This window comes from Pseudomonas sp. FW305-7, from assembly GCF_058786735.1.
In genome coordinates this window covers 320,749-343,609 of the sequence record NZ_JBYSZA010000001.1, presented here as the reverse complement: position 1 = coordinate 343,609, position 22,861 = coordinate 320,749, and the positions used below count along the sequence as shown (strand labels likewise).

The following is a 22,861-nucleotide window of genomic DNA, read 5'->3' as shown; positions in this document are numbered from 1 at the left end:
AAAGGAGTTGTGTGCAGATGATTTCCAACGTGAATCGATTGTCCCTGGCGGTCGGCATGGTCATTGCGACCCTGGTCGGTCAGGCCGTGGCAGCGCCTGCGCCCTCGGAAAACGCCACGATCAATCTGATCCGCTTGCTGGTCGAGCAGGGCATTCTGAAACAGGACAAGGCTGACGCGCTGATCGCTCAGGCGCAGAACGAAGCGGCGCAGGCCAAGCAGGCCGCTGCCTCCAGCGCTGTAGTGGCTGCCGGACCCGTCGCCGCGCCGGGCGATGTACGCGTGCAATACGTACCGGCCGCCGTGCGCGACCAGATCCGCGATCAGGTCAAAGCCGAAGTCATGGCCACCGCCAAACAGGAAAACTGGGCAGCGCCGAACAGCTTCCCGGAATGGGCTGCGCGCATCAGCTTCGACGGCGACATTCGTCTGCGTGACGAATCGCGCTACTACTCCGACAGCAACAGCAACGAGATCGTCGACTTCGCCAAGCTCAACAACAACGGCCCGTACGATGTGAACCCGAACAGCAGCACCAATCTGCCGCCGCTGCTCAACACCCGCGAAGACCGCACCAACCAGTTCCGCATTCGTGCACGTCTGGGCATGAAAGCGGAGATCTCGCCGCAATGGACTGCCGGCATCCGCATCGGCACCGGCTCTGACAACAACCCGGTGTCGACCACGCAAAGCCTCGGCGGCGGTTTCGCCAAGAAAGACATCTGGCTCGATCAGGGTTACCTGAACTGGAAGCCTACGGATGAATTGACCCTGACCGGCGGGCGCTTCGCCAACCCGTTCATGTCCACCGACATGCTCTATTCCAACGACTTGAACTTCGACGGTGTGGCGGCGATTTTCGATCACAAGCTCAGCCGCGACTGGGGCGTGTTCGGCACCGTCGGCGCGTTTCCGGTGGATTACACCAACGACACCGCCAGCAGCAACGGCTTCGACAAGGAAGAAAGCGACAACAAGTGGCTGTACGGCGCGCAGATCGGCGCCAAATGGGCGATCAACAGCAACAACCGCTTGAAAGGCGCACTGGCTTACTACCGTTTCGACGACATTCAGGGCCAGCGCTCCAGCCCTTGCGAACCGTGGGCCGGCGCCCCGGGATGCGACAGCGATGGCAGCCGCGCGGCGTTCATGCAGAAGGGCAACAGCGTATTCCTGCTGCGTGATATCACGCCGAACCCGCTCAACCCGACCACCACGCCGCAGCCGCAATTCGTTGGCCTCGCGTCCGAATTCAACCTGCTCGATCTGAACCTGGTCTGGGATGCCGACCTGCCAGAAGATTTCAAACTGCGTAGCCAGGGCAACTACATCCACAACCTCGCTTACGACGAAGGCGACATGCGCAAGCGCTCGGCCGGACAGATCGTCAACAACCTCGACAGCAATGGCGACATCGAAAGCGGCGCCAATGCGTGGATGGTGCAGTTCACCCTCGGCAGTGCGCTGGACCTGAAGAAGCAGGGCGACTGGAACATGTTCGCCGGCTACAAGTACATCCAGCCGGATGCCTTGCCGGACGGTTTCAACGACTCGTCGTTCCACCTCGGCGGCACCAACGCCAAGGGATACTTCATCGGCGGTAACTACGGTCTGGCGAAGAACGTTTACGCGACAGGTCGCTGGATGAGCACCGAAGCGGTATACGGCGCGCCGTTCGACATCGACGTCTTGCAGCTTGAGATCAACACGCGCTTCTAAGGCGCCGGGAGAGGGTGATGAAAATCCGCTTTTTATGGCTGGGGCTCGGCATGTTGATTGCCACCGGGGCAACTGCTGAAGGCATGGAAGAACGCCTGCGCACGCAATTGCGCAGCACCACGCAGCAGTTGCAGGCCCTGCAAAGTCAGCAGGCCCAGGCCAGCGCCGCGCAACTGGCGGCGCAGAACGAGGCGAAGGCTGCGCAGGCGCAAATCAGGCAATTGAGCGCTGAACTGGCCAAGGCCAAAGGCGTTGCCGAGCAACTGGCCGGGCAGCAGCAGAGCCTGCACAGCCAGGCGCAGGCGCAAGTGGCGGCCAGCAATGAGCAGACCGGCAAGTTCAAAAAGGCCTATGACGAGTTGCTGGTCATGGCCCGTGCCAAAGAGGCAGAACGGTCTAAGCTTCAAGCGCAATTGGCTGAACGTGACACACAAGTGCAGCAATGTTCAGTCAAGAATCAGCAGATGTACGGCGTCGCCAAACAGATCCTCAGCGCCTACGAAAACATCGATGTGGCCGAGGTGATGAAGATTCGCCAGCCCTTCGCGGGCAGTGCCCGGGTCAAGTTCGATGAATTGGCCCAGGGGTTCGGTGACGACCTCTACAAGACTCAATTCGACGCGCCGCAAGCCGCGCTCGCACACTGAAAACAAGGAAGAAACAATGACTAAATTGATCAGCCACGTATCGCCAAAATCCCTGACCGAAGTTCTGCAAGCAGCCGGTTATCGCGTCAACGAAACCGAACAAAACGGCATCGTTCAGTTGCTCAGCGCCAGCCAAGGCATTGGTTACGCTGTGCGTTTCGGCAACCCGGCAGTGGAGCAGGGCAGCTTTGTCGATTTCACTTTCAGTTGCGCGCTGCGCGTGCAGGGTGAGTTGCCGCAGGGTGTGGCCGAACAGTGGAACGCGACCCGTCGTTTTGCGCGGTTGTCGTTGCAGGGCGAGTTTCTGGTGATGGAAATGGACGTGGTGGTCGCGGCAGGCGTGAGCAACGATCACCTGCGCGGCAATCTGGAACTGTGGGATCGTCTGTTGCAGGAATTCATCGTCTATCTGCGTGATTTCACCCAGAACGGCGCCGCCGCGCAGACCGCCAAAGTGGCCGTGGCCGAGCAAGAGGAAGTCGCGCTGTGAAAAAGCCTGCCATGGTGATCAGCGCCGCTGCGGTGGCGCTGTTGGTGGTGGCCGTGGCGTTGGCCGTGCGACCGGGCAGTGACCCGGTCGCCGCTCAGCAATCGGCGCCGGTGGCGGCGGTTGCCGGGGGGCCGGCGGTGGCAAGGTTGGGCAATCAGCAGGTGTCGCCGGCCGAATTGCAGGCACTGCTGGCGACTGTCCCGGCCGAAACCCGCGAGCAACTGCGCGGCAATCGTGAGGCGCTGGAGCGCTGGATTCGTACGCGCCTGGCCGAGAAAGCGGTGCTGGAGCAGGCCGATGCCCAGGGTTGGGCGCAGCGGCCCGACGTCGCACGGCAGACGCGTGCGGCGACTGAACAGATTGTCTTCCGCGATTATTTGCGTTCGGTCAGCCAAGTGCCGGCCGATTATCCCAGTGCGGCCGAGTTGCAGCAGGCGTATGACGCCGGCAAAGCCAATTGGCAGACGCCGGCGCTGTATCGGGTCAGTCAGATTTTTCTGGCCGTGAATGAGCCGCAGAACCTTGAGGCAGTGCGCAAACAGGCGGGGGAATTGAGCAAGAAAGCTCAGGCCGCACCGGGGGAGTTTGCCGCGCTGGCGACGCAATATTCGCAGGATCGCGTCACCGCCGAACGCGGCGGCGACACCGGGCTGCAACCGTTGCAGCAACTGGTGCCGGAAGTGCGCGGCGCGGTGGCACGGCTCAAGGTCGGCGCAGTGTCTGACCCTGTGCAAAGCGCGGCCGGGTTTCATGTGATCAAACTCACCGAACAGCAACCGGCCCGTACGGCGACGCTGGATGAATTGCGCGATCAACTGACCCAGGCCTTGCGTGCACAACGGCAGGAGCAGATTGCCCAGGCGTACCTGGACGGCATGCTCAACACCGCGACCCTGAGTATCGACGGCGCTGAACTCAACAAGGTCCTTGAGGAAAAACTCTGATTTCACTTTCACCACAACCCCTGTGGGAGCTGGCTTGCCAGCGATAGCGGAATGTCAGTCTAGCGATGTTGAATGTGCCCACCTCATCGCTGGCAAGCCAGCTCCCACAGGTCCCTCACAGGGTTCAGATGTTTATCAAGTGCTGGAAGCCATCAAACAACAAAGATCGACAGGGAGTCATCGATGTCATTCACCGAACCCGCAGGACGACAGGGCAGCGCCGAATTTCGCTGGGCGCAGGACGCCAGCGAATCCTGGCTGGCGCAAGCCGCGACGATCGACGCCGAAGTCGCGCAATACTTTCTGGTCAGCGCCCGCTGCGGTTGCTTCATGCAAGCCGCGCGCAGTCTCAATGTGCGTTCGACCTTGTTGCGCAAGCAACTGGCGCAGCTTGAGCAAACCCTGCAACACACCTTGTTCAGCTTTCAGGGCAGCGCCCTGAGCCTGACCCGCGAAGGCCAGCAACTGCAGGCCAAACTGGTCGCCCTGGCCAACGAACGCAAACTGCCGGTGGTCGAGCAGCCATTGATACGTCTGGCCGTCGCCGAATCGATCCTGCATGACATTCTCGGCCGTGACTTGATCGCCCTGCTACGGCGCAACGCCAGCGTGCGTCTGGAAATCATCGCTCTCGACAGCGAGTTGTCCCTGCGTGCGGTCAGCGCCGACATCGTGCTGTGGCTCGCCCACGGCGACACCGCGCATCCCGGCCCGACCTTTGCCACCAGCGAACCGCAGCGTCTTGCGAGCCTGGCCTATCTGCCGCACATCGCCAAACGCTACTCCCGCGTTACCGCGCGCCCGGACAGCGCTGACGACCTCGCCGATTTCATGCTGGTGCAATGGCAGCACGATCGTCAGATCGACAGCTTCCGCCCATGGAACAACCTCGTCGAGCAACGCCTGGCCGGGGTGGTGCAGATGCAGTCTTACGAGCTGATGCTGGAAATGATCCGGTGCAGCGCCTGCATCGGCCTGCTGCCCATTTACATGAGCCGCTACGACCGTGGGTTGGTGGCATTGCCGGGGTTGTTCGAGGAGTCGATGCAGTTGCAGGCGTGGCTGGCGGTGAATGCCGAGTCGCAACATATCGCCGAAGTGCAGACGCTGGTGGAACTGATCCACCACACCTTCAATGAACGCCAGGAATGGTTCCAGAGCTGACCTTATTCCCTCTACGCCGACATTCCCTTGTAGGAGTGAGCCTGCTCGCGATAGCGGTGTGTCAGATTAACCAATTTCGACTGATACACCGCTATCGCGAGCAGGCTCGCTCCTACAAATATCTACCTATGGCAGACAACGTGTTGATCGGTTTAGAGTGGGCGGCCACACATCGATCACGGACCGATCCGCCATGCCCGAGCACAAACCCGCCATTCATATCGAGCGCTTCAACGAATCCCACGTCGAGGGCATCACCGCGCTGTACAACGATCCGGCCGTGACCCGGCAGGTGTTGCAAATGCCGTTTCAAGCCACCGAAATCTGGCGCAAGCGACTGATGCCGGACAACGAGCGTGTGGTGCAACTGGTGGCGCTGCACCAGGGCGTGGTGATCGGCAATCTGGGGCTGGAAAACTATTCGCGGATTCGCCGCAGCCACGCCGGCAACGTCGGCATGGCCGTTGCGGTGGCGTGGCAAGGCAAGGGTGTGGGCTCGGCCTTGCTGGCAGCGGCGCTGGACGTCGCCGACAACTGGATGAATCTGCACCGCGTCGAGCTGTCGGTGTACGCCGATAACGAGGCGGCCATCGGTCTCTATCGCAAGTTCGGTTTCGAGACCGAAGGCCTGTTTCGCGACTACGCGGTGCGCGACGGGCAATGGGTCGACACCCTGAGCATGGCTCGTTTGCGCAACCGTCCCAAAGCCTGAGTCAGTCGCCCAGCGCGAACGCCACCGCCGACTGCGCATGCAGTTCGGTGGTGTCGAGCAAGGGCAGGGCGCTGTGTTCGGGTTTGATCAGCAGGCCGATTTCCGTGCAGCCGAGAATAATCGCCTGGGCGCCACGCGCCGTCAGTGACTCGATCACCTTTTGGTAGATCTTGCGGGATGCCTCGCTGATCACCCCGACACACAGTTCGTCGTAGATGATCCGGTGCACCTGCTGGCGTTCAGCATCATCGGGCACCAATACCGTCAAACCCTGGGCAATCAGGCGCTGCTTGAGAAAGTCTTGTTCCATGGTAAATGCCGTACCGAGCAAGCCGACCGTTCGCGCGTCAATTGCAATCGCGGCGTGCGCGGCCGGTTCGGCAATGTGCAGGAACGGGATGCTGATCGCGGCCTGAATCTGCTCGGCGACCTTGTGCATGGTGTTGGTACACAGCACGACGCATTCGGCGCCGCCGGCCTCAAGCCTGCGCGCGGCATCCACCAGAATCGCCGCCGCGTCTTCCCAGCGCCCGGCATGCTGGGCTTGTTCGACCGGGCCGAAATCGACGCTGTACATCAGCACTTGTGCCGAGCGCAATGGGCCGAGACGATCACGGACCTGTTGATTGATGAGTCGATAGTATTCGGCGCTGGACTCCCAGCTCATGCCGCCGATCATGCCGATGGTGCGCATTGGACTTCCCTTGGTGATGAAGGTTGGGCTTGGGCAGAGTGTCCATTTGTTCGCGAGCGCATGCCAGTGCCAGGCAAACTGTACCGTTGATCCTTCTGCAAAGTGTCCCGGTGCCGGGTTCTGAGGTTTAACGTACGCCGGCGCTTCGATCTGTCACTATCGGAGAACGCAGGCTCACCGAGGAACGTACCGATGAACGACGTACAACAGCTGGGCGAAATGCTTCGTCACTATGCCGAGAGTGAAGCGCACAAGAAGCAATTGTTCGAAACGCAGTCACAGACCTGGGCAACCCGCATCAGCGAACTGTTCAGCCATATCCAGCAATGGCTGGAGCCGGTGCAGGCACCGAATCTGCTGGAAGTGAGCCGCGAGGTGTATGTCGCTTTCGGCCCGAGCACCCCGGTAGAGACTTCGACCTTCAAGACTGAAAAGCTGAGCATCGTGATCGCCGGCAAACCGGTGGAGTTCGTGCCCGACGTGATGGGCAGCGCGGGCCAGATTTCGCTGGCGGTGATGGGCCTGACGGCGGCGCGCTACGGCAGTATTTCGCTGGTGGGGTTGCCGAACGGCGAGTGGCAGTGGCGCAAGACCAATGGGCTGAAGGACCCGGATACCTTTGTGTTTGATGCGGATTTTCTGGCGCAGCAACTGCAGAGCCTGATTCCCCGGGACCGCACCTAGATCGCAGGGATTCACACATTTCTCAGTGTGAGCGAGCCTGCTCGCGAATGTGATACATCATTCAACATCGATGTCGAGTGATCTACCGTATTCGCAAGCAGGCTCGCTCCCACATTGGTTTTGGGTGACTTACATATCGAGGTTAATCCAGCCGGGTTTGGCTATTTCTGGCGCCACAGCCTTCACGGTTTTACCCGTGGCCAGCTCAACCCGCCGCGCCACCTCCGGATCATCGGCAAACGGCACCATGCTCGCATCCTCCAGACTCTGTGCGGTCTCCCGCCGCAGGCAGTACTCCACCGCCAGCCACAGAAAAACCACCCCCAACACATTGAAGAAAATATCCATATTCACCGGCTCCCTGTCTCAGGCGATCTGCGCTTCACGGTGGGCGATGGCCACATCGGCGACGCGTACCGTACGCCAGACGTTGTAAGCCATCAGCAACATGCCGCTGAGGAAGAACACCCCGCCGGCAAAGCGCACGATGAACCCCGGGTGACTGGCCTGCAGTGCCTCGACAAACGAGTAAGTCAGCGTGCCGTCCTCGTTGATCGCCCGCCACATCAGGCCTTGGGTGATGCCGTTGACCCACATCGAGGCGATGTAGAGCACCGTGCCGATGGTCGCCAGCCAGAAGTGCAGGTTGATCAGCGGCGTGCTGTAGATCTGCTCGCGGCCAAAGACCTTGGGCACCATGTGATAGGTCGCGCCGAAGGTGATCATCGCCACCCAGCCGAGCGCGCCGGCGTGGACGTGGCCGATGGTCCAGTCGGTGTAGTGGGAGAGGGCGTTGACGGTCTTTATCGCCATCATCGGCCCCTCGAACGTCGACATGCCGTAGAACGCCAGCGACAGCACGAGGAAGCGCAGGATCGGGTCGGTGCGCAATTTATGCCAGGCGCCGGACAAGGTCATCATGCCGTTGATCATGCCGCCCCAGCTCGGTGCCAGCAGGATCAGCGACATCGCCATGCCCAGCGATTGCGCCCAGTCCGGCAGGGCGGTGTAGTGCAAATGGTGCGGGCCGGCCCAGATGTACAGGGTGATCAGCGCCCAGAAATGCACGATCGACAACCGGTACGAATACACCGGCCGGTTCACCTGTTTCGGCACGAAGTAATACATCATCCCGAGGAACCCGGTGGTCAGGAAGAAGCCCACCGCGTTGTGCCCGTACCACCACTGCACCATGGCGTCGGTGGCACCGGAATACACCGGATACGACTTGAACCAGTCCACCGGAATCGATAGGTGATTGACCACGTGCAACATGGCGATCACCAGAATGAACGCGCCGAAAAACCAGTTGCCGACGTAGATGTGTTTGGTCTTGCGCTGCACCACGGTGGTGAAAAACACGATGGCGTAAGCGACCCAGACCACAGCCATCCACACGGCGCCGGAGAATTCGATCTCGGCGTATTCCTTGGTGGTGGTGTAGCCCATCGGCAGGGTGATCAGCATGATCACGATCACCGATTGCCAGCCCCAGAAAGTGAACGCGGCAAGTTTGTCCGAGTACAGCCGCACCTGGCAGGTGCGCTGCACCGCGTAGTAACTGGCGGCGAATTGCGCGCTGCCGGCAAAGCCGAAAATCACCAGGCTGGTGTGCAAGGGCCGCAAGCGACCGAAGGTGGTCCACGGCAAGTCCAGATTCATCTCCGGCCATACCAGTTGCGAGGCGATCCATACCCCCATCGCCATGCCCACGACACCCCAGAAAACCGTCGCGATAACGAATTGGCGGACGACCTTGTAGTTATAAGCCTGTCCGATTGTTGCTGTGCTCATGGTCAGTTCATCCACGGTTGCAAAGTCTTGCCAGGCCACCCGGTCTGGCATGGGTTGCACTGTAGAAACCCCACCGGAAACAAAACAGGCTCAGGAATCTTTCATTTATGCGGATCAGATTGAGGTACTGCCTGCGGCGTTCTGCCGCGTCCTGATACGGTTTTTATCGTTTCAGGTGAATCTGTTGCGTGCTGCGCCGTAGTGCCATAGTCCTCGCAAAATCTGTAGGAGTGAGCCTGCTCGCGATTGCGGTGTGTCAGACAACAGAGATGTCGACTGACACACCGCAATCGCGAGCAGGCTCACTCCTACAGGAATTGTGTGCGTCTTGATGAGGTGGCAGTTGCATGTACCAATACGATGATTACGACCGCGCACTGGTGTTTGAGCGCGTTGCGCAGTTTCGCGATCAGGTCGAGCGTTTCATGGCCGGGGAATTGAGCGAAGAAGAGTTTCTGCCGCTGCGTCTGCAAAACGGCCTGTACATGCAAAAGCATGCGTACATGCTGCGCGTAGCGATTCCCTACGGCACGCTAAGCGCCGAACAGATGCGCACCCTTGCGAGCATCGCCGCTGATTACGACCGTGGCTACGGCCACTTCACCACGCGGCAGAACATGCAGTTCAACTGGATCGAACTCGCGGAGGTGCCGGACATTCTCAAACGTCTGGCCCAGGTCAACATGCATGCGATCCAGACCTCCGGCAACTGCGTACGCAACATCACCACTGAAGCCTTTGCCGGCGTTGCAGCGGACGAGTTGATCGACCCGCGACCGCTGGCGGAGATCCTGCGGCAGTGGTCGACGATCAACCCGGAATTCCTCTTCCTGCCACGCAAATTCAAGATCGCCATCTGCTCGGCGAAGCAGGATCGCGCGGCGATCATGATGCACGACATTGGCCTGTACCTTTACCCCGGCCGCGACGGCCAGATGCTCCTGCGAGTGATCGTCGGTGGCGGATTGGGGCGCACGCCGATCCTCGGTTTGCAGATTCGCGACGGGCTGCCGTGGCAGCATCTGTTGTCGTATGTCGAAGCGGTGCTGCGGGTCTACAACCGCCACGGCCGGCGCGACAACAAGTACAAGGCGCGGATCAAGATTCTGGTCAAGGCGTTGGGCATTGAGGCGTTTTCCAAAGAAGTCGAGGAAGAATGGCAGCACCTCAAGGACGGTCCGGCGCAGCTCACCGATGGCGAATATCAGCGGGTTGCCAGCGCCTTCGTGCCGCCGACCTATCGGGCGTTGCCGGATACCGATCTGGACTTCGGCACGCGCCTCGCCGAAAGCCCGGCGTTCGCCCGCTGGGTGGCGCGCAACGTGCAGCCACACAAGGTGCCGGGTTACACCAGCGTGGTCCTGTCGACCAAGCCGGGCGGGGTATCGCCGCCGGGCGACGTCACCGGGTTGCAGATGCTGGCAGTCGCCGACTGGTCGGAGCGTTTCGGCTTCGGCGAGATCCGCATTGCCCATGAACAGAACATCGTCCTGCCGGATGTGCCGAAAGCCGATCTGTATGCCTTGTGGCAACTGGCGTGCGAGCGAAATCTGGGCAGCGCCAACGTTGGCTTGCTGACCGACATAATTGCCTGCCCCGGCGGCGACTTCTGCGCGCTGGCCAATGCTAAGTCGATCCCGATTGCCCAAGCGATTCAGGCGCGTTTCGACAACCTCGACTATCTGCACGATCTGGGCGACATCAGCCTGAACATCTCCGGCTGCATGAATGCCTGCGGCCATCACCATATCGGCAATATCGGCATCCTTGGCGTCGACAAGAACGGCAGCGAGTGGTACCAGATCACCCTCGGTGGCGCGCAGGGCAAGCACAGCGCACTGGGCAAAGTCATCGGTCCGTCGTTCAGCGCCGCTGAAGTGCCGCAGGTCATCGAGCGGATCATCGGCACCTTTGTGCGCTACCGCGAGAGTGAGGAGTTGTTTGTCGATACCTTGGCGCGGATTGGCCTGGAACCGTTCAAGGAGCGGGTGTATCCGAAAGCACTGGAGGTCTCGGCATGAATAATCTGCTGCGGCTGGAGCAGGGCGTAGCGCGGATGGTGGCGGATGATCCGTGGACATTGATTCGTGAACCATCAACACCGCGACCCGCAGGATTATTGATTCTGCCGCTGGCGCACTGGCTGGAAGCGCCGTCGACCCACGCTGTGTGGTTGGGGCCGGACGACGACGTCGAAAGCCTGGTTCCATGGTTGGCCTCGCTGCCGCTGATTGCCCTCGACTTCCCGAGTTTTCGCGACGGCCGCGCTTACAGTCAGGCGTATTTGCTGCGCAGTCGTTTCGGCTGGGCAGGGGAGTTGCGCGCGATTGGCGATGTGCTGCGCGATCAACTCAGCCACATGCGCCAGTGTGGCTTCGACAGTTTTGCCGTGCGCGAGGACAAATCGGCCGAAGATGCCCTGAAGGGATTGGCGGGAATGAGTGTGCTGTATGGCCGCTCAGTCATCGAACCACGTCCGCTATTCCGTCGACGCTGAGTACGGGATTTACTCCCTGTGGTGTGTAACGTTGTGGTGAGGGGATTTAGCGAAACGTCGCACCGCCCCGATGGGCTGCGCAGCGGCCCCTAAACCTGCCAACTGGCTCTCGCAGCTCAACCGCGTCCGCCGGGATTGCGACTGCTGCGCAGCCGATCGGGGATAAATCCCCTCGCCACAGGGTGTTACGCATGCAGGGGAAACCCTTACAACCTTCGCCGATCAGGCATTTTCCCTTGGGTCGATGATGGCCTTTTGTTAGAGTCGCCGTCGCCAGCGGGTTTTCGGCTGGACGATGGAACCGAAGAAGGGAGTCTGATCAGTGAGTCCGGGCAAGAAAATCCTCGGCCTCACAGCGTTTCTTTTGCTGCTGACGCTGTGGGCCAGTTACTTTTATGTATTCAAGGAAAACCGCGACGGCCAACTCGGCGGCGCGGGCGAAAGCACAGCGTGGTGCGGCACTCCGCCGACCAACGAAGCGGCGTTGCTGGGCAAGGATCAGTTGACCTTGCGCGTCACCAACAACCTGCGCGGCGAGTTCATGCTCAGCGGTTCGCTGGTGGTTTCCGAACGCACGTTCAACCGTTATGACCTGAGCCGCAACGAACTGCGCCTGCGTCTGGAACCGTTGCAGTGGACCTACGGCGCCACGCCGATCTTCCTTGAGCAGGTCAAGGTGCAGCCACTGAGCCGCAACCTCTCGGCCACCAACAAAAGTGCTTACGCGGAACTGGAGCCACGCCCGATCGGCGTTCAGGGCCAGGTCACCGAGTTCCCGTTCGATACCTACCGTTATGGCTATAAACCGGTGCTTTATTACCTCAAGGGCAGCGAACGCATCGACCTGCGCTTCAAGAACATCACCACGCTGATGGAGATGTCCAATACCTTCACACCGATCCAGAAGTACAACCGCGTCGACTACATCAACGAGAAAACCTCGATGATCCGTGACGAAGACTACAAGGCCTACGGCCCGCACGAATGCGCGTTCAGCGTCGAGCGCAAAGGTTCGTTCAAGGTGGTCGTGCTGATGCTTCTGCTGGTGCTGTGCCTGCCGTTGATGCTGGTGTTCTATCGTGACGCGCCAGGGATCGACTTCCTGGCCACGCTGGTCGGCGTTGCCGTGGTGCGAGGGTTGTTGATCGGGCCGGTGCAGGACTTCCAGCTGTACAACATCGACTTCCTGTTTGGCGCGGCGATTCTGATGGTCGGGACGGTGTCGCTGATCAAGGCGATGCGCATCCACAGCCGACGCGAAATCGCCCTGCGCAGCGGCGAATCTTCCTGGTAATCGCGTAGAGATCAAGAGCCCCTCACCCTAACCCTCCCGAAACGTCGGACCGCCCGGAGGGAGAGGGGACTGACCGAGTTGTCTTGAGTCCTGCACCGACGTGAAGAACCGAGTTGATTCTGGATTCAAAGCACTTCGTTCAGGTCGCTGTATCTCTCGAATATCCCACAATCGGTCCCCTCTACCTCTGGGCGGTCCGACGTTTCGGGAGGGCTGGGATGAGGGCCAACAATCCTCCGCCGATCACTTAAGGGCCGGATCCCCCATGTTCATCTTCTTCCAGCCCTGCAACAGCACCTGCGCTTTCGGTTCCTGACCGCTGTCGAGATACCACTGAATCAACGACAGCCGCGCATTGCGGTTGGCCGGCTGGACCTTGAGCAGGCCTTCCAGTACCGCGTACGCCTCTTCGACTTTGCCACTCTCGTGCAGGGCCACTGCCAGCACGTAACCGTACTGCGCGTTCTGCGGCTCGAGTTCAGCGGCTTTTTCAGCGGGGTCATCGCCTCGGCGGTTCTCCCGGCGCGGATCAGCCACAGGCTTTCGTCTCAAATGACGCGTGTGAGGCGCCGCGCAGTCTTGCATGAATTTTGTGATTTCGAATCGCAATTGCCGAGGTTTTGGCTATACCTGTAGCACCCCCTCAAGCAATACATTCAGGCCTTCTGACAGGAGTTACAGCATGAAGCTAGCAGTAATGATGGGCACGCTTTGCATCGCCACCCTCGGCGTGGTCGGCTGCTCGAGCAAAACCGTTGCTCCCGATGAATACTCCGGGTTTCTCAAGGACTACAGCCAGCTCAAGGAGGCCAAGTCGCCGTCCGGCGCCGAAGTGATGCGCTGGATCGATCCGAAAGTCGATATCAACAAATTCACCAGCGTCTATATCGAACCGACCCAGCTCTATCCAAAACCGCAACCGACCACGAAGATTCCGCAGCAGACCCTCAACGGCATCACCAGCTATTACGATCAGGCACTCAAACGCGAAATCGGCAAGTCGCTGCCACTGGCCGCCGGTCCTGGCCCAGGGGTGATCGTGGTGCGTGCGGCAATCACTGCGGTGAGCAGCAAGACCGAAGGCCTCAAGCCTTACGAAGTCATTCCGATTGCGCTGGTGGCAGCAGCGGTCAGTACCGCCAGCGGCATCCGCGATCAGGAAACCACCCTGGCCACCGAAGCGGTATTCCTCGACGGCGGCAACAACAAAGTCGTCGCCCAGGTGGTGCGCAAAGGTACCGGTAAACCACTGGAAAACGATTCGCAAGTGATGAAAGCCAATGACGTCAAAGGCGTGATCGATGGCTGGGCTTCGGACTTGCATCAGTCCTACCTCAAACTCAAGGCGAAGTAAGATCCGGCAGCGGGATCGTTCAGGGTGAGCGATCCCGCGTGCGGCCTCAAAACTCGGCTCTGGCCCTGCGGTTGTAGTAGCTGAGCAGCCCATCGTAACTGCGGCCGACCGTGTAGAAGTCGTCGCTCAGGCGCTGCGGTGGGGCGTGTTCCTGCCAGTCCTTGTGCAGGGTGTTCAACGCCTGTAGATAGACGGTCGACGGCTTGCCGATGTACAACCACAGATCCCGTGCCGCGTCAGTCTTGGTCTGGAAACCGCCACTCGTTTGCGCGACAAGAAAGGGTTCCCGACGATCCCAGGCTTGTTGCAGTTTTGCCGTGGTGTCGGCCAGCAGTTGCGGAGTCAGCGTGCGGTTTTTCATGGCTGCATCGAGCAAATCGATGGTCTCTCGCGCCTGGATCATATAGGCCAGCAAATACCAGTGGATGTCCTTGCCCACGCGTTCTTCCAGGCGCTTCAACTGTTCGGGTCGCTGCGCGGCATCGAGGGGCAGCAGGCTTTCTCTCAGTGCGATTGAAGCGCTGTTGTAACTGTCTGCCACGGGCGGAATAAAAACATTTTCGACAATGAGGGCCGCGGCATTCTGTGTCCCGGTGACAAAGCTCGCTTCCCGGTCAAACCGGCCGCTTGGTATCGTCATCGCCACCTGGTCCAGCGCGCGAGCGTAGGCATTTGCCGTTTGTGCCAGTTCCGGCTGATAGGCCAACAGCTCGAGCTTTTCAGCGAGACGCCTGGAGCACAGGTCACGCTGGATGTCGCGCACATTGTGCGCATCGCTGTCTTCGAAATCGCTGAGGCTGCGCAACCATTGCTCGGTGATCTGCCGAGGTGGCTGTGGGGTCTTGTAGAGGTCATAAGCCACGCGCCATTGCACGTCGACCCGATTAACGCAGGCAATCAGCGGGCTCAAGGCATTGGCTTGGGCGGTGACCGGCGCATCGCGTTGATCGAGCCAGAGGTCGAGTTGGGAGAAGGGGCGACTGGCGCCGGTCAAACCCATGACGACGATACCGATCACCAGACCGATCGGGAACAGCAGTTTGGTATTCATGGGTGCGCCTCCTTGCCGTACCACTGTTCAACGGTTGCCGGTGCGCTGCATTCAGCGGTGGTCGCCGGCATGCGACTGCACAAACGTTCGGTCCAGGGTTGCAGCCCCTGGTTGCGCTTGACCGTGCCTTGGCTGCCGATCACATTGATCACGCCGAGCACAACGATCAACAGCATGGTCGCGAGGGTCGTCAGACAGACTTTCAGCAGCGGGTTGGTCTGTTCCCAGGAAACGTGTGGCTTGACCTGCCGCCGACGTATCAGCCCGAAAGTCGCCAACGTCGTGGCGTACACTACGCCGGCGATCGGGCCGAAAAACCAGCTCAACCCGGCCACCATCAGTGCACAGGGAATCAGATCGCGCAGGACCCCGAACGGCGGTGACTCAGCGGCGAAACCCAGGCAAAGCCGCGCACTGAGCCGGTCATCCAGCACCCACCAGCGATGGGCAAAATCATGCACCAGCCAATTGAGGCCGGCGCCGATCACCGCAAACACCACCGTTGTGATCATGACGATATTGATCAGCCCGCTGAGACGCAGACCCTGGGGGATGAAGTGGGTAAATGCGCCGATCAGGCAGGCCAGCACGACGCCCACGTAAGTTGGCCAGTCGTTGAAACGGGTTTCCCAATCGCGCCAGAAGAACGCGGTGCCGCCGGGCATGTCCGCCCAGATCTCGGGCGTGTTGGCGTACAGCGCTGAACTCAACTGACGGCACTGGGCCCAGTCCTCCTCGTGCAGGCGCCGGGCCAGCGCCCGACGCTGACTGAAGGGGCTGTTGCCGAGCAACAGGCGTGCGGCGCGGTGTTGCGGCGTGGCGAGCGGTTCCTGGGCGAGCTGGCGCTGTCGCGCGAGAAAAATCGGCGCCTCATGGCGCGCGACCAGTCGCTTCCACTCGCTTTCGGGGCAGCGGTTCGACGGGCCTGCGTGCCAGTCCTGGCCGGCGCAAACCTGCTCGAAAATGTGCGCAGACCAGTAACGGCTGTCCAGCAGCAACTGACTCAAAAAGCGGTTGAACCATTGTCGGTGCACTTCGCCTTCAAGCCAGAGGACGTTGACGCGATCCTGGTAAGCCTGCAAAAAAGCTTCACTGTCTTGCTGCTCAAGTGCATCGCACAGGGGCTGGGTGACGCGCTCACGCTGTTGAGCCAGCAGCAGTTCAACGGATTCTTCGTCCAGCTCAAGGCGTTGCCAGGCACTGAACCAGTGATACTGCTGCACCGCCCAATCCACCAGCGGCCCGGACGATTGCGGTTGTTCGATGCAATGCTGCAACAGGGTTTCTTCGAGGATGTGCGCACACCCTTGCTCGACGGCGAGTGCGTGACGCTGGCGCAGTTCTTCGAGGCTGATACCGTCCAGCGAGCGCGTGACCAGTTGCAGGGCATCGGCTTCGACCACGGTCAGGCCGGTCAAGTCCCATTGGCTGGCGTCAGGCTCGGGGGCTTCACGGTCTGCGTGGAACTGTGCCCATTCCTTGTCATTGAGGGCTTGTTCATACGCATCGCGCAGGCGCTGAAACCCCTCCGGATCTTCGTCCGGACGGGTTTTTTTGAGCAGGGCGGCGTATTGGCGTTTGATACTGCGCGTATCGGCGTCGGCCGAAAGGCCAAGGACGGTCCAGCAACTCATTGCGTGTACAACTCCATGAAAACCTGCGACGCGGTCCAGTGGTGGCAATTTGATTTTGCGCACCCTACCTGTTTCGCGTCAGAAAGTCCTCAGACGTTGTTCATTTCTTGAGTTCGAGCGGTCGCATCAACTCCAGATACGGCATTTGATACCGGATGTACATTTAAACGTCAGTCAAAGATTTTTCTTCGCCTGCTCGCGAATGCGCTCTTCCTGCGCACGGGCTTCAGGGGTGAACTCGGCACCGAAGTCCTCAGCAGAGAATATCTGGCGAATCTCGATTTCAGACTCGCCCGGCATCGGGTTCGGGCAGCGCTTGACCCATTCGATGGCTTCTTCTTTCGATTTCACTTCCCAGATCCAGTAACCGGCCACCAGCTCCTTGGTCTCAAGGAACGGGCCGTCGATGACCGTGCGTTTGTCGCCGGAGAAGTGCACGCGGGCACCTTTACTGCTGGGGTGCAGGCCATCGCAATCGACCAGAATGCCGGCCTTGACCAGCTCTTCATTGAAGTTACCCATCGCGGTGATCAGTTCTTCGCTGGGCATGATGCCAGCTTCAGAGGCGGCGTTGGCTTTTACAAGGATCATGAATCGCATGGCGGTTACTCCGTGGAGTGTGGGGGATTCACTGCTTGGTCGAACGGGCAGGGCATGAATCGACAGGTTCACTGAATAAAGATGCAGTCCGGCGTTTTAACAAGCAGCAAAAGCACTGCTGACCACAGAGATCTCCTGTAGGAGTGAGCCTGCTCGCGATGGCGTCGTGTCAGTTAACAAATAGCTGCCTGATTCACCGCCATCGCGAGCAGGCTCAATCCTACAGAGGATCGGTTGCGCGGTTGTATACAATTTTTCCCGCAGGCACCCAACAATTTCCAGACAGGGCATAGGTCGTCGGACAATTTCGTGGTTAACTTCGGCCTCTTGCATGCTTTCCAATCAAAACATCAGAAGGACTCAAGTCATGGCTCAAGTCACCCTTAAAGGCAATCCGGTTCAAGTCAACGGCCAGTTGCCACAAGCCGGTTCCAAGGCGCCAGCCTTTTCCCTGGTTGCCGGCAATCTGTCCGATGTCACCCTGAAAGACTTCGCCGGCAAGCGCAAAGTGCTGAACATCTTCCCAAGCGTTGACACCCCGACCTGCGCCACTTCCGTACGCAAGTTCAACGCTCAGGCCAACGAAGTCGCCAACACCGTAGTGCTGTGCATCTCGGCTGACCTGCCGTTCGCTCAGGCCCGTTTCTGCGGTGCCGAAGGTCTGGAAAACGTGCAGAACCTGTCGACCCTGCGCGGTGCCGAGTTCATCGAGAACTACGGTGTGGCCATCGCTGACGGCCCGCTGAAAGGCCTGACCGCTCGCGCCGTCGTGGTTCTGGACGAAAACGACAACGTCCTGCACAGCGAACTGGTCAAGGAAATCGCTGAAGAGCCTAATTACGAAGCGGCTCTGGCCGTTCTGAAATAAGTGTTCTGAAACAAGCGGTTTACAATTGTTAACGGCCTGGCCCTGTCCAGGCCGTTTTCATTTGTGTATCAGTGTTTTGCCTCACACCTTGAAACGTAAGTTGAAGGTAAATTGCCGGTAAAGCTGCTTTGCTTTACCCCCACCAGTGCTTATCGTTCAGCCTCCTGTAAAAGAAGCCCACGCGCCCAATGGTTAATCAATCCATGCAATCGTCCCCCCGTCACTCCCGTCGCTGGCTGATCAGCCTGCTGGTCTTGTTGGTTATCGCCGTCCTGTGCTGGAAATTCTGGCCGGCCGGTTCAGCCCACAAGGAGGGCGCAGACAAGGCTGCGGCCGGGCACACCGGGCGTTCGGGGATGATGCGCCCAGGCTTCGGCGGTGGCTCCGGACCGATTCCGGTGCGTGTGGCGCCAGCGGTCACGGGTGACTTCCCGTTGTATTACAAGGCGCTGGGCACAGTGACTGCGTTGAACACCATCAACGTGCGCAGCCGGGTCGGCGGCGAACTGGTGAAGATCAATTTCGAAGAGGGCCAGATGGTCAAGGCCGGCGACCTGCTGGCGGAGATCGATCCGCGCCCTTACCAGAACGCCTTGCTCCAGGCCGAAGGCACCTTGCTGCAGAATCAGGCGCAGCTGAAAAACGCACAGGTCGACGTCGAGCGTTATCGCGGTTTGTTCAAAGAGGACAGCATCGCCAAACAGACCCTCGATACCGCCGAAGCGCTGGTCGGTCAGTACCTGGGCACGGTCAAGACCAATCAGGCAGCGGTCAACGACGCCAAGCTCAATCTCGAATTCACCAAAATCCGCGCGCCAATTGCCGGTCGCGTAGGCCTGCGTCAGGTCGACGTCGGCAACCTCGTCACGGCGAACGACACCACGTTCCTCGCGGTGATCACCCAGACCCAGCCAATCAGTGTTGCCTTCACACTCCCGGAAAACAGCCTGGAAACCGTGCTCGCCCGCTATCGCAGCGGCGCCAAACTGCCGGCCGAAGCCTGGGATCGCGGCGACACCAAATTGCAAGCCACCGGCGTGCTGCAAAGCCTCGACAACCAGATCGACGTCGCCACCGGCACGCTGAAATTCAAGGCCCGTTACGAGAACCGCGATCAGTCGCTGTTCCCCAATCAGTTCGTCAACGTGCACCTGCTCGCCGATACGCTCAAAGGCGTGGTCCTGGCACCGTCCGCCGCCATCCAGTTCGGCACCAACGGCACCTTCGTCTATGCGCTGGACGGTGACAGGAAAGTCACCATCCGCCAGTTGAAAATCGGCGCCAGTGACGGTGAAAACACGGTCATCACCGAAGGCCTGGCAGCGGGTGATCGCGTGGTGCTGGAAGGTACCGACCGCCTGAAAGAGGGCAGCGAAGTGGAGGTGGTCAACGACAGCAACCAAGTGCCGACCACGCCGACTGAACACTTGCAAGGCAAGTCTGCCGCGACCCCGACTGACGCCGCCGTCACTGACAAGGCCAAGAAGGGCGCATGAACATTTCGCGGCTGTTCATCCTCCGTCCGGTAGCCACTACCCTGAGCATGCTGGCCATCGTGCTGGCCGGTCTGATCGCTTATCGCTTGCTGCCCGTGTCGGCGCTGCCTCAGGTCGATTACCCGACCATTCGCGTCATGACCCTGTACCCCGGCGCCAGTCCGGACGTGATGACCAGTGCCGTCACCGCGCCGCTTGAACGTCAGTTCGGGCAGATGCCGGGCCTGACGCAAATGGCCTCGACCAGTTCCGGCGGCGCGTCGGTGCTGACCCTGCGTTTCAGCCTCGACATCAACATGGACGTCGCCGAACAACAGGTGCAAGCCGCGATCAACGCCGCGACCAACCTGCTGCCGACCGACTTGCCGGCGCCGCCGGTGTACAACAAGGTCAACCCGGCGGACACCCCGGTGCTGACCCTGGCCATCACCTCGAAAACCATGCTCCTGCCCAAACTCAATGACCTGGTCGATACGCGCATGGCGCAGAAAATCGCCCAGATCAGCGGCGTCGGCATGGTCAGCATTGCCGGCGGTCAGCGTCAGGCAGTGCGGATCAAGGTCAACCCGGAAGCACTGGCCGCCAACAGCCTGAACCTGTCGGACGTGCGCACACTGATCAGCGCCTCCAACGTCAACCAGCCGAAAGGTAACTTCGACGGCCCGACCCGGGTGTCGATGCTTGATGCCAACGATCAACTGACGTCGCCCAAGGATTACGCCAACCTGATCCTCGCCTACAAGAATGGCGCGCCGCTGCGGCTCAAGGACGTCGCGGAAATCGTCGACGGTGCCGAGAACGAGCGTCTTGCCGCGTGGGCCAACCTGAATCAGGCCGTATTGCTGAACATCCAGCGCCAGCCGGGCGCCAACGTGATTGAAGTGGTCGACCGGATCAAGGCCTTGCTGCCGAGCATCACCGACAACCTGCCGGCCGGTCTCGAAGTCACGGTGCTGACCGACCGCACTCAGACCATCCGCGCCTCGGTCACTGACGTGCAGCACGAACTGCTGATCGCTATCGCCTTGGTGGTGATGGTGACGTTCCTGTTTTTGCGCCGTTTCAGCGCGACGATCATTCCGTCTGTGGCCGTGCCGCTGTCGCTGATCGGCACCTTCGGCGTGATGTACCTGGCCGGGTTTTCGGTCAACAACCTGACCCTGATGGCCCTGACCATCGCCACCGGTTTTGTGGTCGACGATGCGATCGTGATGCTGGAAAACATCGCGCGCTTCATCGAAGAGGGCGACAGTCCGATGCAGGCTGCGCTCAAGGGCGCCAAGCAGATCGGCTTCACCCTGATTTCCCTGACGCTGTCGTTGATTGCGGTGCTGATTCCGTTGCTGTTCATGGCCGACGTGGTCGGACGGCTGTTCCGCGAATTCGCCATCACTCTGGCGGTGGCAATCCTGATTTCCCTCGTGGTCTCGCTGACTTTGACGCCGATGATGTGCGCGCGCCTGCTCAAGCGCGAGCCGGAAGAGCATGAGCAGGGCCGTTTCTACCGGGCCAGTGGCGCCTGCATCGACTGGATGATCGCTGCTTACGGGCGCAAGTTGCAGTGGGTGCTCAAGCATCAACCGCTGACGTTGCTGGTGGCCATCGGCACACTGGCGCTGACCGTGTTCCTTTATATGGTCGTACCCAAAGGTTTCTTCCCGGTGCAGGACACCGGGGTGATTCAGGGTATTTCCGAAGCCCCGCAGTCAATTTCCTTCGCCGCGATGGGCGAGCGTCAGCAGGAACTGGCCAAGGTCATTCTTCAAGACCCCGCGGTGCAAAGCCTGTCGTCCTACATCGGCGTCGATGGCGACAACGCCACGCTCAACAGTGGTCGCTTGCTGATCAACCTCAAGCCTCACGGCGAGCGCGATCTGACCGCTACCGAAGTGATTGCACGCCTGCAACCGCAACTGGACAGACTGGTCGGTATCCGTCTGTTCATGCAGCCGGTGCAGGACTTGACCATCGAAGATCGCGTCAGTCGCACGCAGTACCAGTTCAGCATGTCTTCACCTGACTCTGAGTTGCTCAGCCAATGGAGCGTGCGACTGGTCGAAGCATTGGCGCAGCGTCCGGAACTGACCGACGTCGCCAGCGATTTGCAGGACAAAGGCTTGCAGGTCTATCTGGTCATCGACCGTGATGCCGCTTCGCGCCTCGGCGTTTCGGTGGCGAACATCACCGATGCGCTGTACGACGCCTTCGGCCAGCGGCAGATTTCGACTATTTATACGCAGGCGAGTCAGTACCGCGTGGTCCTGCAAGCGCAGGCCGGGGAGAAGATCGGCCCGCAGGCGCTGGATCAGATTCACGTCAAAACCACCGACGGTGCGCAAGTACGCCTGTCGAGTCTGGCCCACGTCGAAGAGCGTCAGGCGCAACTGGCGATCACTCACATCGGCCAGTTCCCGGCAGTGATGATGTCGTTCAACCTCGCACCGGGTGTGGCGCTGGGGCATGCAGTGGACGTTATCGAACAGGTGCAGAAAGACATCGGCATGCCGATTGGCGTGCAGACCCAGTTCCAGGGCGCGGCCGAAGCCTTCCAGGCGTCGCTGTCGAGCACCTTGCTGCTGATTCTGGCGGCAGTGGTGACCATGTACATAGTGCTCGGCGTGCTGTACGAGAGCTACATCCATCCGATCACCATTCTCTCGACCCTGCCGTCGGCGGCGGTCGGCGCCTTGCTGGCGTTGCTGCTCAGCGGCAACGACCTGGGCATGATCGCGATCATCGGCATCATTCTGCTGATCGGCATCGTCAAAAAGAACGCGATCATGATGATCGACTTCGCCCTCGATGCCGAACGCAACCAGGGCATGGCGCCCGAGGAGGCGATCTATCAGGCGGCGCTGTTGCGGTTCCGGCCGATTCTGATGACCACACTGGCGGCGTTGTTTGGCGCCGTGCCGTTGATGCTGGCCACCGGCTCCGGGGCTGAATTGCGTCAACCGTTGGGTCTGGTAATGGTCGGTGGATTGCTGGTGAGCCAGGTGCTGACCTTGTTCACCACACCGGTGATCTACCTGTACTTCGATCGCCTGGGCCGTCGTTTTGGCAAAACCGATGCCGACACCGAAGAGGTGGCGGTATGACCCAGTACAAAACCTGTAGGAGTGAGCCTGCTCGCGATGAGGCCGCCGAATCCGACATCAGTGTCGGCAGACACACCGCTATCGCGAGCAGGCTCGCTCCTACAATGGAGCGGTGTGAAGTT

The 22,861-nt window shown here is 60.2% G+C and carries 20 protein-coding genes and 1 pseudogene; 14 read left to right on the top strand and 7 right to left on the bottom strand.

Annotated features, from left to right (window positions below; all coding sequences use genetic code 11):
* Positions 1–17 precede the first annotated feature (17 nt).
* From AC3WMT_RS01500 to AC3WMT_RS01475, 6 genes are all read left to right on the top strand, one after another.
* A complete protein-coding gene (locus AC3WMT_RS01500; RefSeq protein WP_103302171.1) occupies positions 18–1,718 on the top strand; it encodes a putative porin in 1,701 nt (566 codons plus the stop codon).
* A 17-nt stretch (positions 1,719–1,735) separates the two neighbouring features.
* Positions 1,736–2,365 (top strand): DNA repair protein, encoded by a 630-nt coding sequence (locus tag AC3WMT_RS01495; RefSeq protein ID WP_103302170.1) that lies wholly within the window; start codon positions 1,736–1,738, stop codon positions 2,363–2,365.
* Positions 2,366–2,381: 16 nt separating this feature from the next.
* Positions 2,382–2,855 (top strand): YbjN domain-containing protein, encoded by a 474-nt coding sequence (locus AC3WMT_RS01490; protein ID WP_103302169.1) that lies wholly within the window; start codon positions 2,382–2,384, stop codon positions 2,853–2,855.
* Positions 2,852–3,799, top strand: coding sequence for a peptidylprolyl isomerase (locus AC3WMT_RS01485; protein WP_103302168.1), 948 nt, complete (start codon positions 2,852–2,854; stop codon positions 3,797–3,799). The genes AC3WMT_RS01490 and AC3WMT_RS01485 overlap by 4 nt, the downstream gene beginning before the upstream one ends.
* Positions 3,800–3,982: 183 nt before the next feature.
* Complete coding sequence (locus tag AC3WMT_RS01480; RefSeq protein WP_103302167.1) at positions 3,983–4,963, top strand: LysR family transcriptional regulator; 981 nt, start codon at positions 3,983–3,985, stop codon at positions 4,961–4,963.
* Positions 4,964–5,156: 193 nt separating this feature from the next.
* Positions 5,157–5,675: a GNAT family N-acetyltransferase gene (locus AC3WMT_RS01475; protein WP_103302166.1), complete on the top strand. Its 519-nt coding sequence runs from the start codon at positions 5,157–5,159 to the stop codon at positions 5,673–5,675.
* Position 5,676: 1 nt separating this feature from the next.
* Here the strand turns inward: AC3WMT_RS01475 and AC3WMT_RS01470 are convergent, their stop codons facing one another.
* On the bottom strand, positions 5,677–6,369 hold the full coding sequence (locus tag AC3WMT_RS01470) for an aspartate/glutamate racemase family protein (RefSeq protein ID WP_103302165.1): 693 nt from the start codon (positions 6,367–6,369) through the stop codon (positions 5,677–5,679).
* A 192-nt stretch (positions 6,370–6,561) separates the two neighbouring features.
* Between AC3WMT_RS01470 and AC3WMT_RS01465 the strand changes: the two genes are divergently transcribed.
* On the top strand, positions 6,562–7,053 hold the full coding sequence (locus AC3WMT_RS01465; protein ID WP_103302164.1) for a hypothetical protein: 492 nt from the start codon (positions 6,562–6,564) through the stop codon (positions 7,051–7,053).
* Positions 7,054–7,182: 129 nt separating this feature from the next.
* Here AC3WMT_RS01465 and AC3WMT_RS01460 read toward each other — a convergent pair whose 3' ends face one another.
* Complete coding sequence (locus AC3WMT_RS01460) at positions 7,183–7,401, bottom strand: CcoQ/FixQ family Cbb3-type cytochrome c oxidase assembly chaperone (RefSeq protein WP_103302163.1); 219 nt, start codon at positions 7,399–7,401, stop codon at positions 7,183–7,185.
* A gap of 18 nt (positions 7,402–7,419) precedes the next feature.
* On the bottom strand, positions 7,420–8,847 hold the full coding sequence (gene ccoN / locus AC3WMT_RS01455; RefSeq protein ID WP_103302457.1) for a cytochrome-c oxidase, cbb3-type subunit I: 1,428 nt from the start codon (positions 8,845–8,847) through the stop codon (positions 7,420–7,422).
* Between the two features lie 347 nt (positions 8,848–9,194).
* On the opposite strand from ccoN, the gene AC3WMT_RS01450 reads away from it, so the two are divergent.
* From AC3WMT_RS01450 to AC3WMT_RS01440, 3 genes are all read left to right on the top strand, one after another.
* Positions 9,195–10,868, top strand: coding sequence for a nitrite/sulfite reductase (locus AC3WMT_RS01450; RefSeq protein WP_103302162.1), 1,674 nt, complete (start codon positions 9,195–9,197; stop codon positions 10,866–10,868).
* Positions 10,865–11,344, top strand: a complete 480-nt coding sequence (locus tag AC3WMT_RS01445) for a DUF934 domain-containing protein (protein ID WP_103302161.1) — start codon at positions 10,865–10,867, stop codon at positions 11,342–11,344. The genes AC3WMT_RS01450 and AC3WMT_RS01445 overlap by 4 nt, the downstream gene beginning before the upstream one ends.
* A 322-nt stretch (positions 11,345–11,666) precedes the next feature.
* Positions 11,667–12,638 carry a hypothetical protein gene (locus AC3WMT_RS01440; protein ID WP_103302160.1) on the top strand — a complete coding sequence of 324 codons (972 nt, stop codon included), beginning with the start codon at positions 11,667–11,669 and terminating at the stop codon, positions 12,636–12,638.
* Between the two features lie 243 nt (positions 12,639–12,881).
* Here the strand turns inward: AC3WMT_RS01440 and AC3WMT_RS01435 are convergent.
* Positions 12,882–13,183: pseudogene (locus tag AC3WMT_RS01435) on the bottom strand (tetratricopeptide repeat protein); the annotation flags it as partial.
* A 137-nt stretch (positions 13,184–13,320) separates the two neighbouring features.
* On the opposite strand from AC3WMT_RS01435, the gene AC3WMT_RS01430 reads away from it, so the two are divergent.
* Positions 13,321–13,992, top strand: coding sequence for a DUF3313 domain-containing protein (locus AC3WMT_RS01430; RefSeq protein WP_103302159.1), 672 nt, complete (start codon positions 13,321–13,323; stop codon positions 13,990–13,992).
* A 46-nt stretch (positions 13,993–14,038) separates the two neighbouring features.
* Here AC3WMT_RS01430 and AC3WMT_RS01425 read toward each other — a convergent pair whose 3' ends face one another.
* The 3 genes from AC3WMT_RS01425 to AC3WMT_RS01415 form a co-directional block, all read right to left on the bottom strand.
* A complete protein-coding gene (locus AC3WMT_RS01425) occupies positions 14,039–15,043 on the bottom strand; it encodes a DUF3829 domain-containing protein (protein WP_103302158.1) in 1,005 nt (334 codons plus the stop codon).
* Entirely contained in the window at positions 15,040–16,677 is a 1,638-nt protein-coding gene (locus tag AC3WMT_RS01420; protein ID WP_103302157.1) for a J domain-containing protein, read from the bottom strand. Before AC3WMT_RS01420 ends, AC3WMT_RS01425 begins: the two co-directional genes overlap by 4 nt.
* Before the next feature lie 174 nt (positions 16,678–16,851).
* Positions 16,852–17,277, bottom strand: coding sequence for a YciI family protein (locus AC3WMT_RS01415; RefSeq protein ID WP_103302156.1), 426 nt, complete (start codon positions 17,275–17,277; stop codon positions 16,852–16,854).
* Positions 17,278–17,644: 367 nt separating this feature from the next.
* On the opposite strand from AC3WMT_RS01415, the gene tpx reads away from it, so the two are divergent.
* The 3 genes from tpx to AC3WMT_RS01400 all read left to right on the top strand — a co-directional run bounded on the left by tpx (position 17,645) and on the right by AC3WMT_RS01400 (position 22,739).
* The gene (gene tpx / locus AC3WMT_RS01410) at positions 17,645–18,145 is read left to right on the top strand and encodes a thiol peroxidase (protein ID WP_103302155.1); all 501 of its coding nucleotides are present in this window, start codon (positions 17,645–17,647) and stop codon (positions 18,143–18,145) included.
* A 188-nt stretch (positions 18,146–18,333) separates the two neighbouring features.
* Positions 18,334–19,641, top strand: coding sequence for an MdtA/MuxA family multidrug efflux RND transporter periplasmic adaptor subunit (locus AC3WMT_RS01405; protein WP_103302154.1), 1,308 nt, complete (start codon positions 18,334–18,336; stop codon positions 19,639–19,641).
* A complete protein-coding gene (locus AC3WMT_RS01400) occupies positions 19,638–22,739 on the top strand; it encodes an MdtB/MuxB family multidrug efflux RND transporter permease subunit (RefSeq protein WP_103302153.1) in 3,102 nt (1,033 codons plus the stop codon). Before AC3WMT_RS01405 ends, AC3WMT_RS01400 begins: the two co-directional genes overlap by 4 nt.
* The last annotated feature ends 122 nt before the right edge of the window (positions 22,740–22,861 follow it).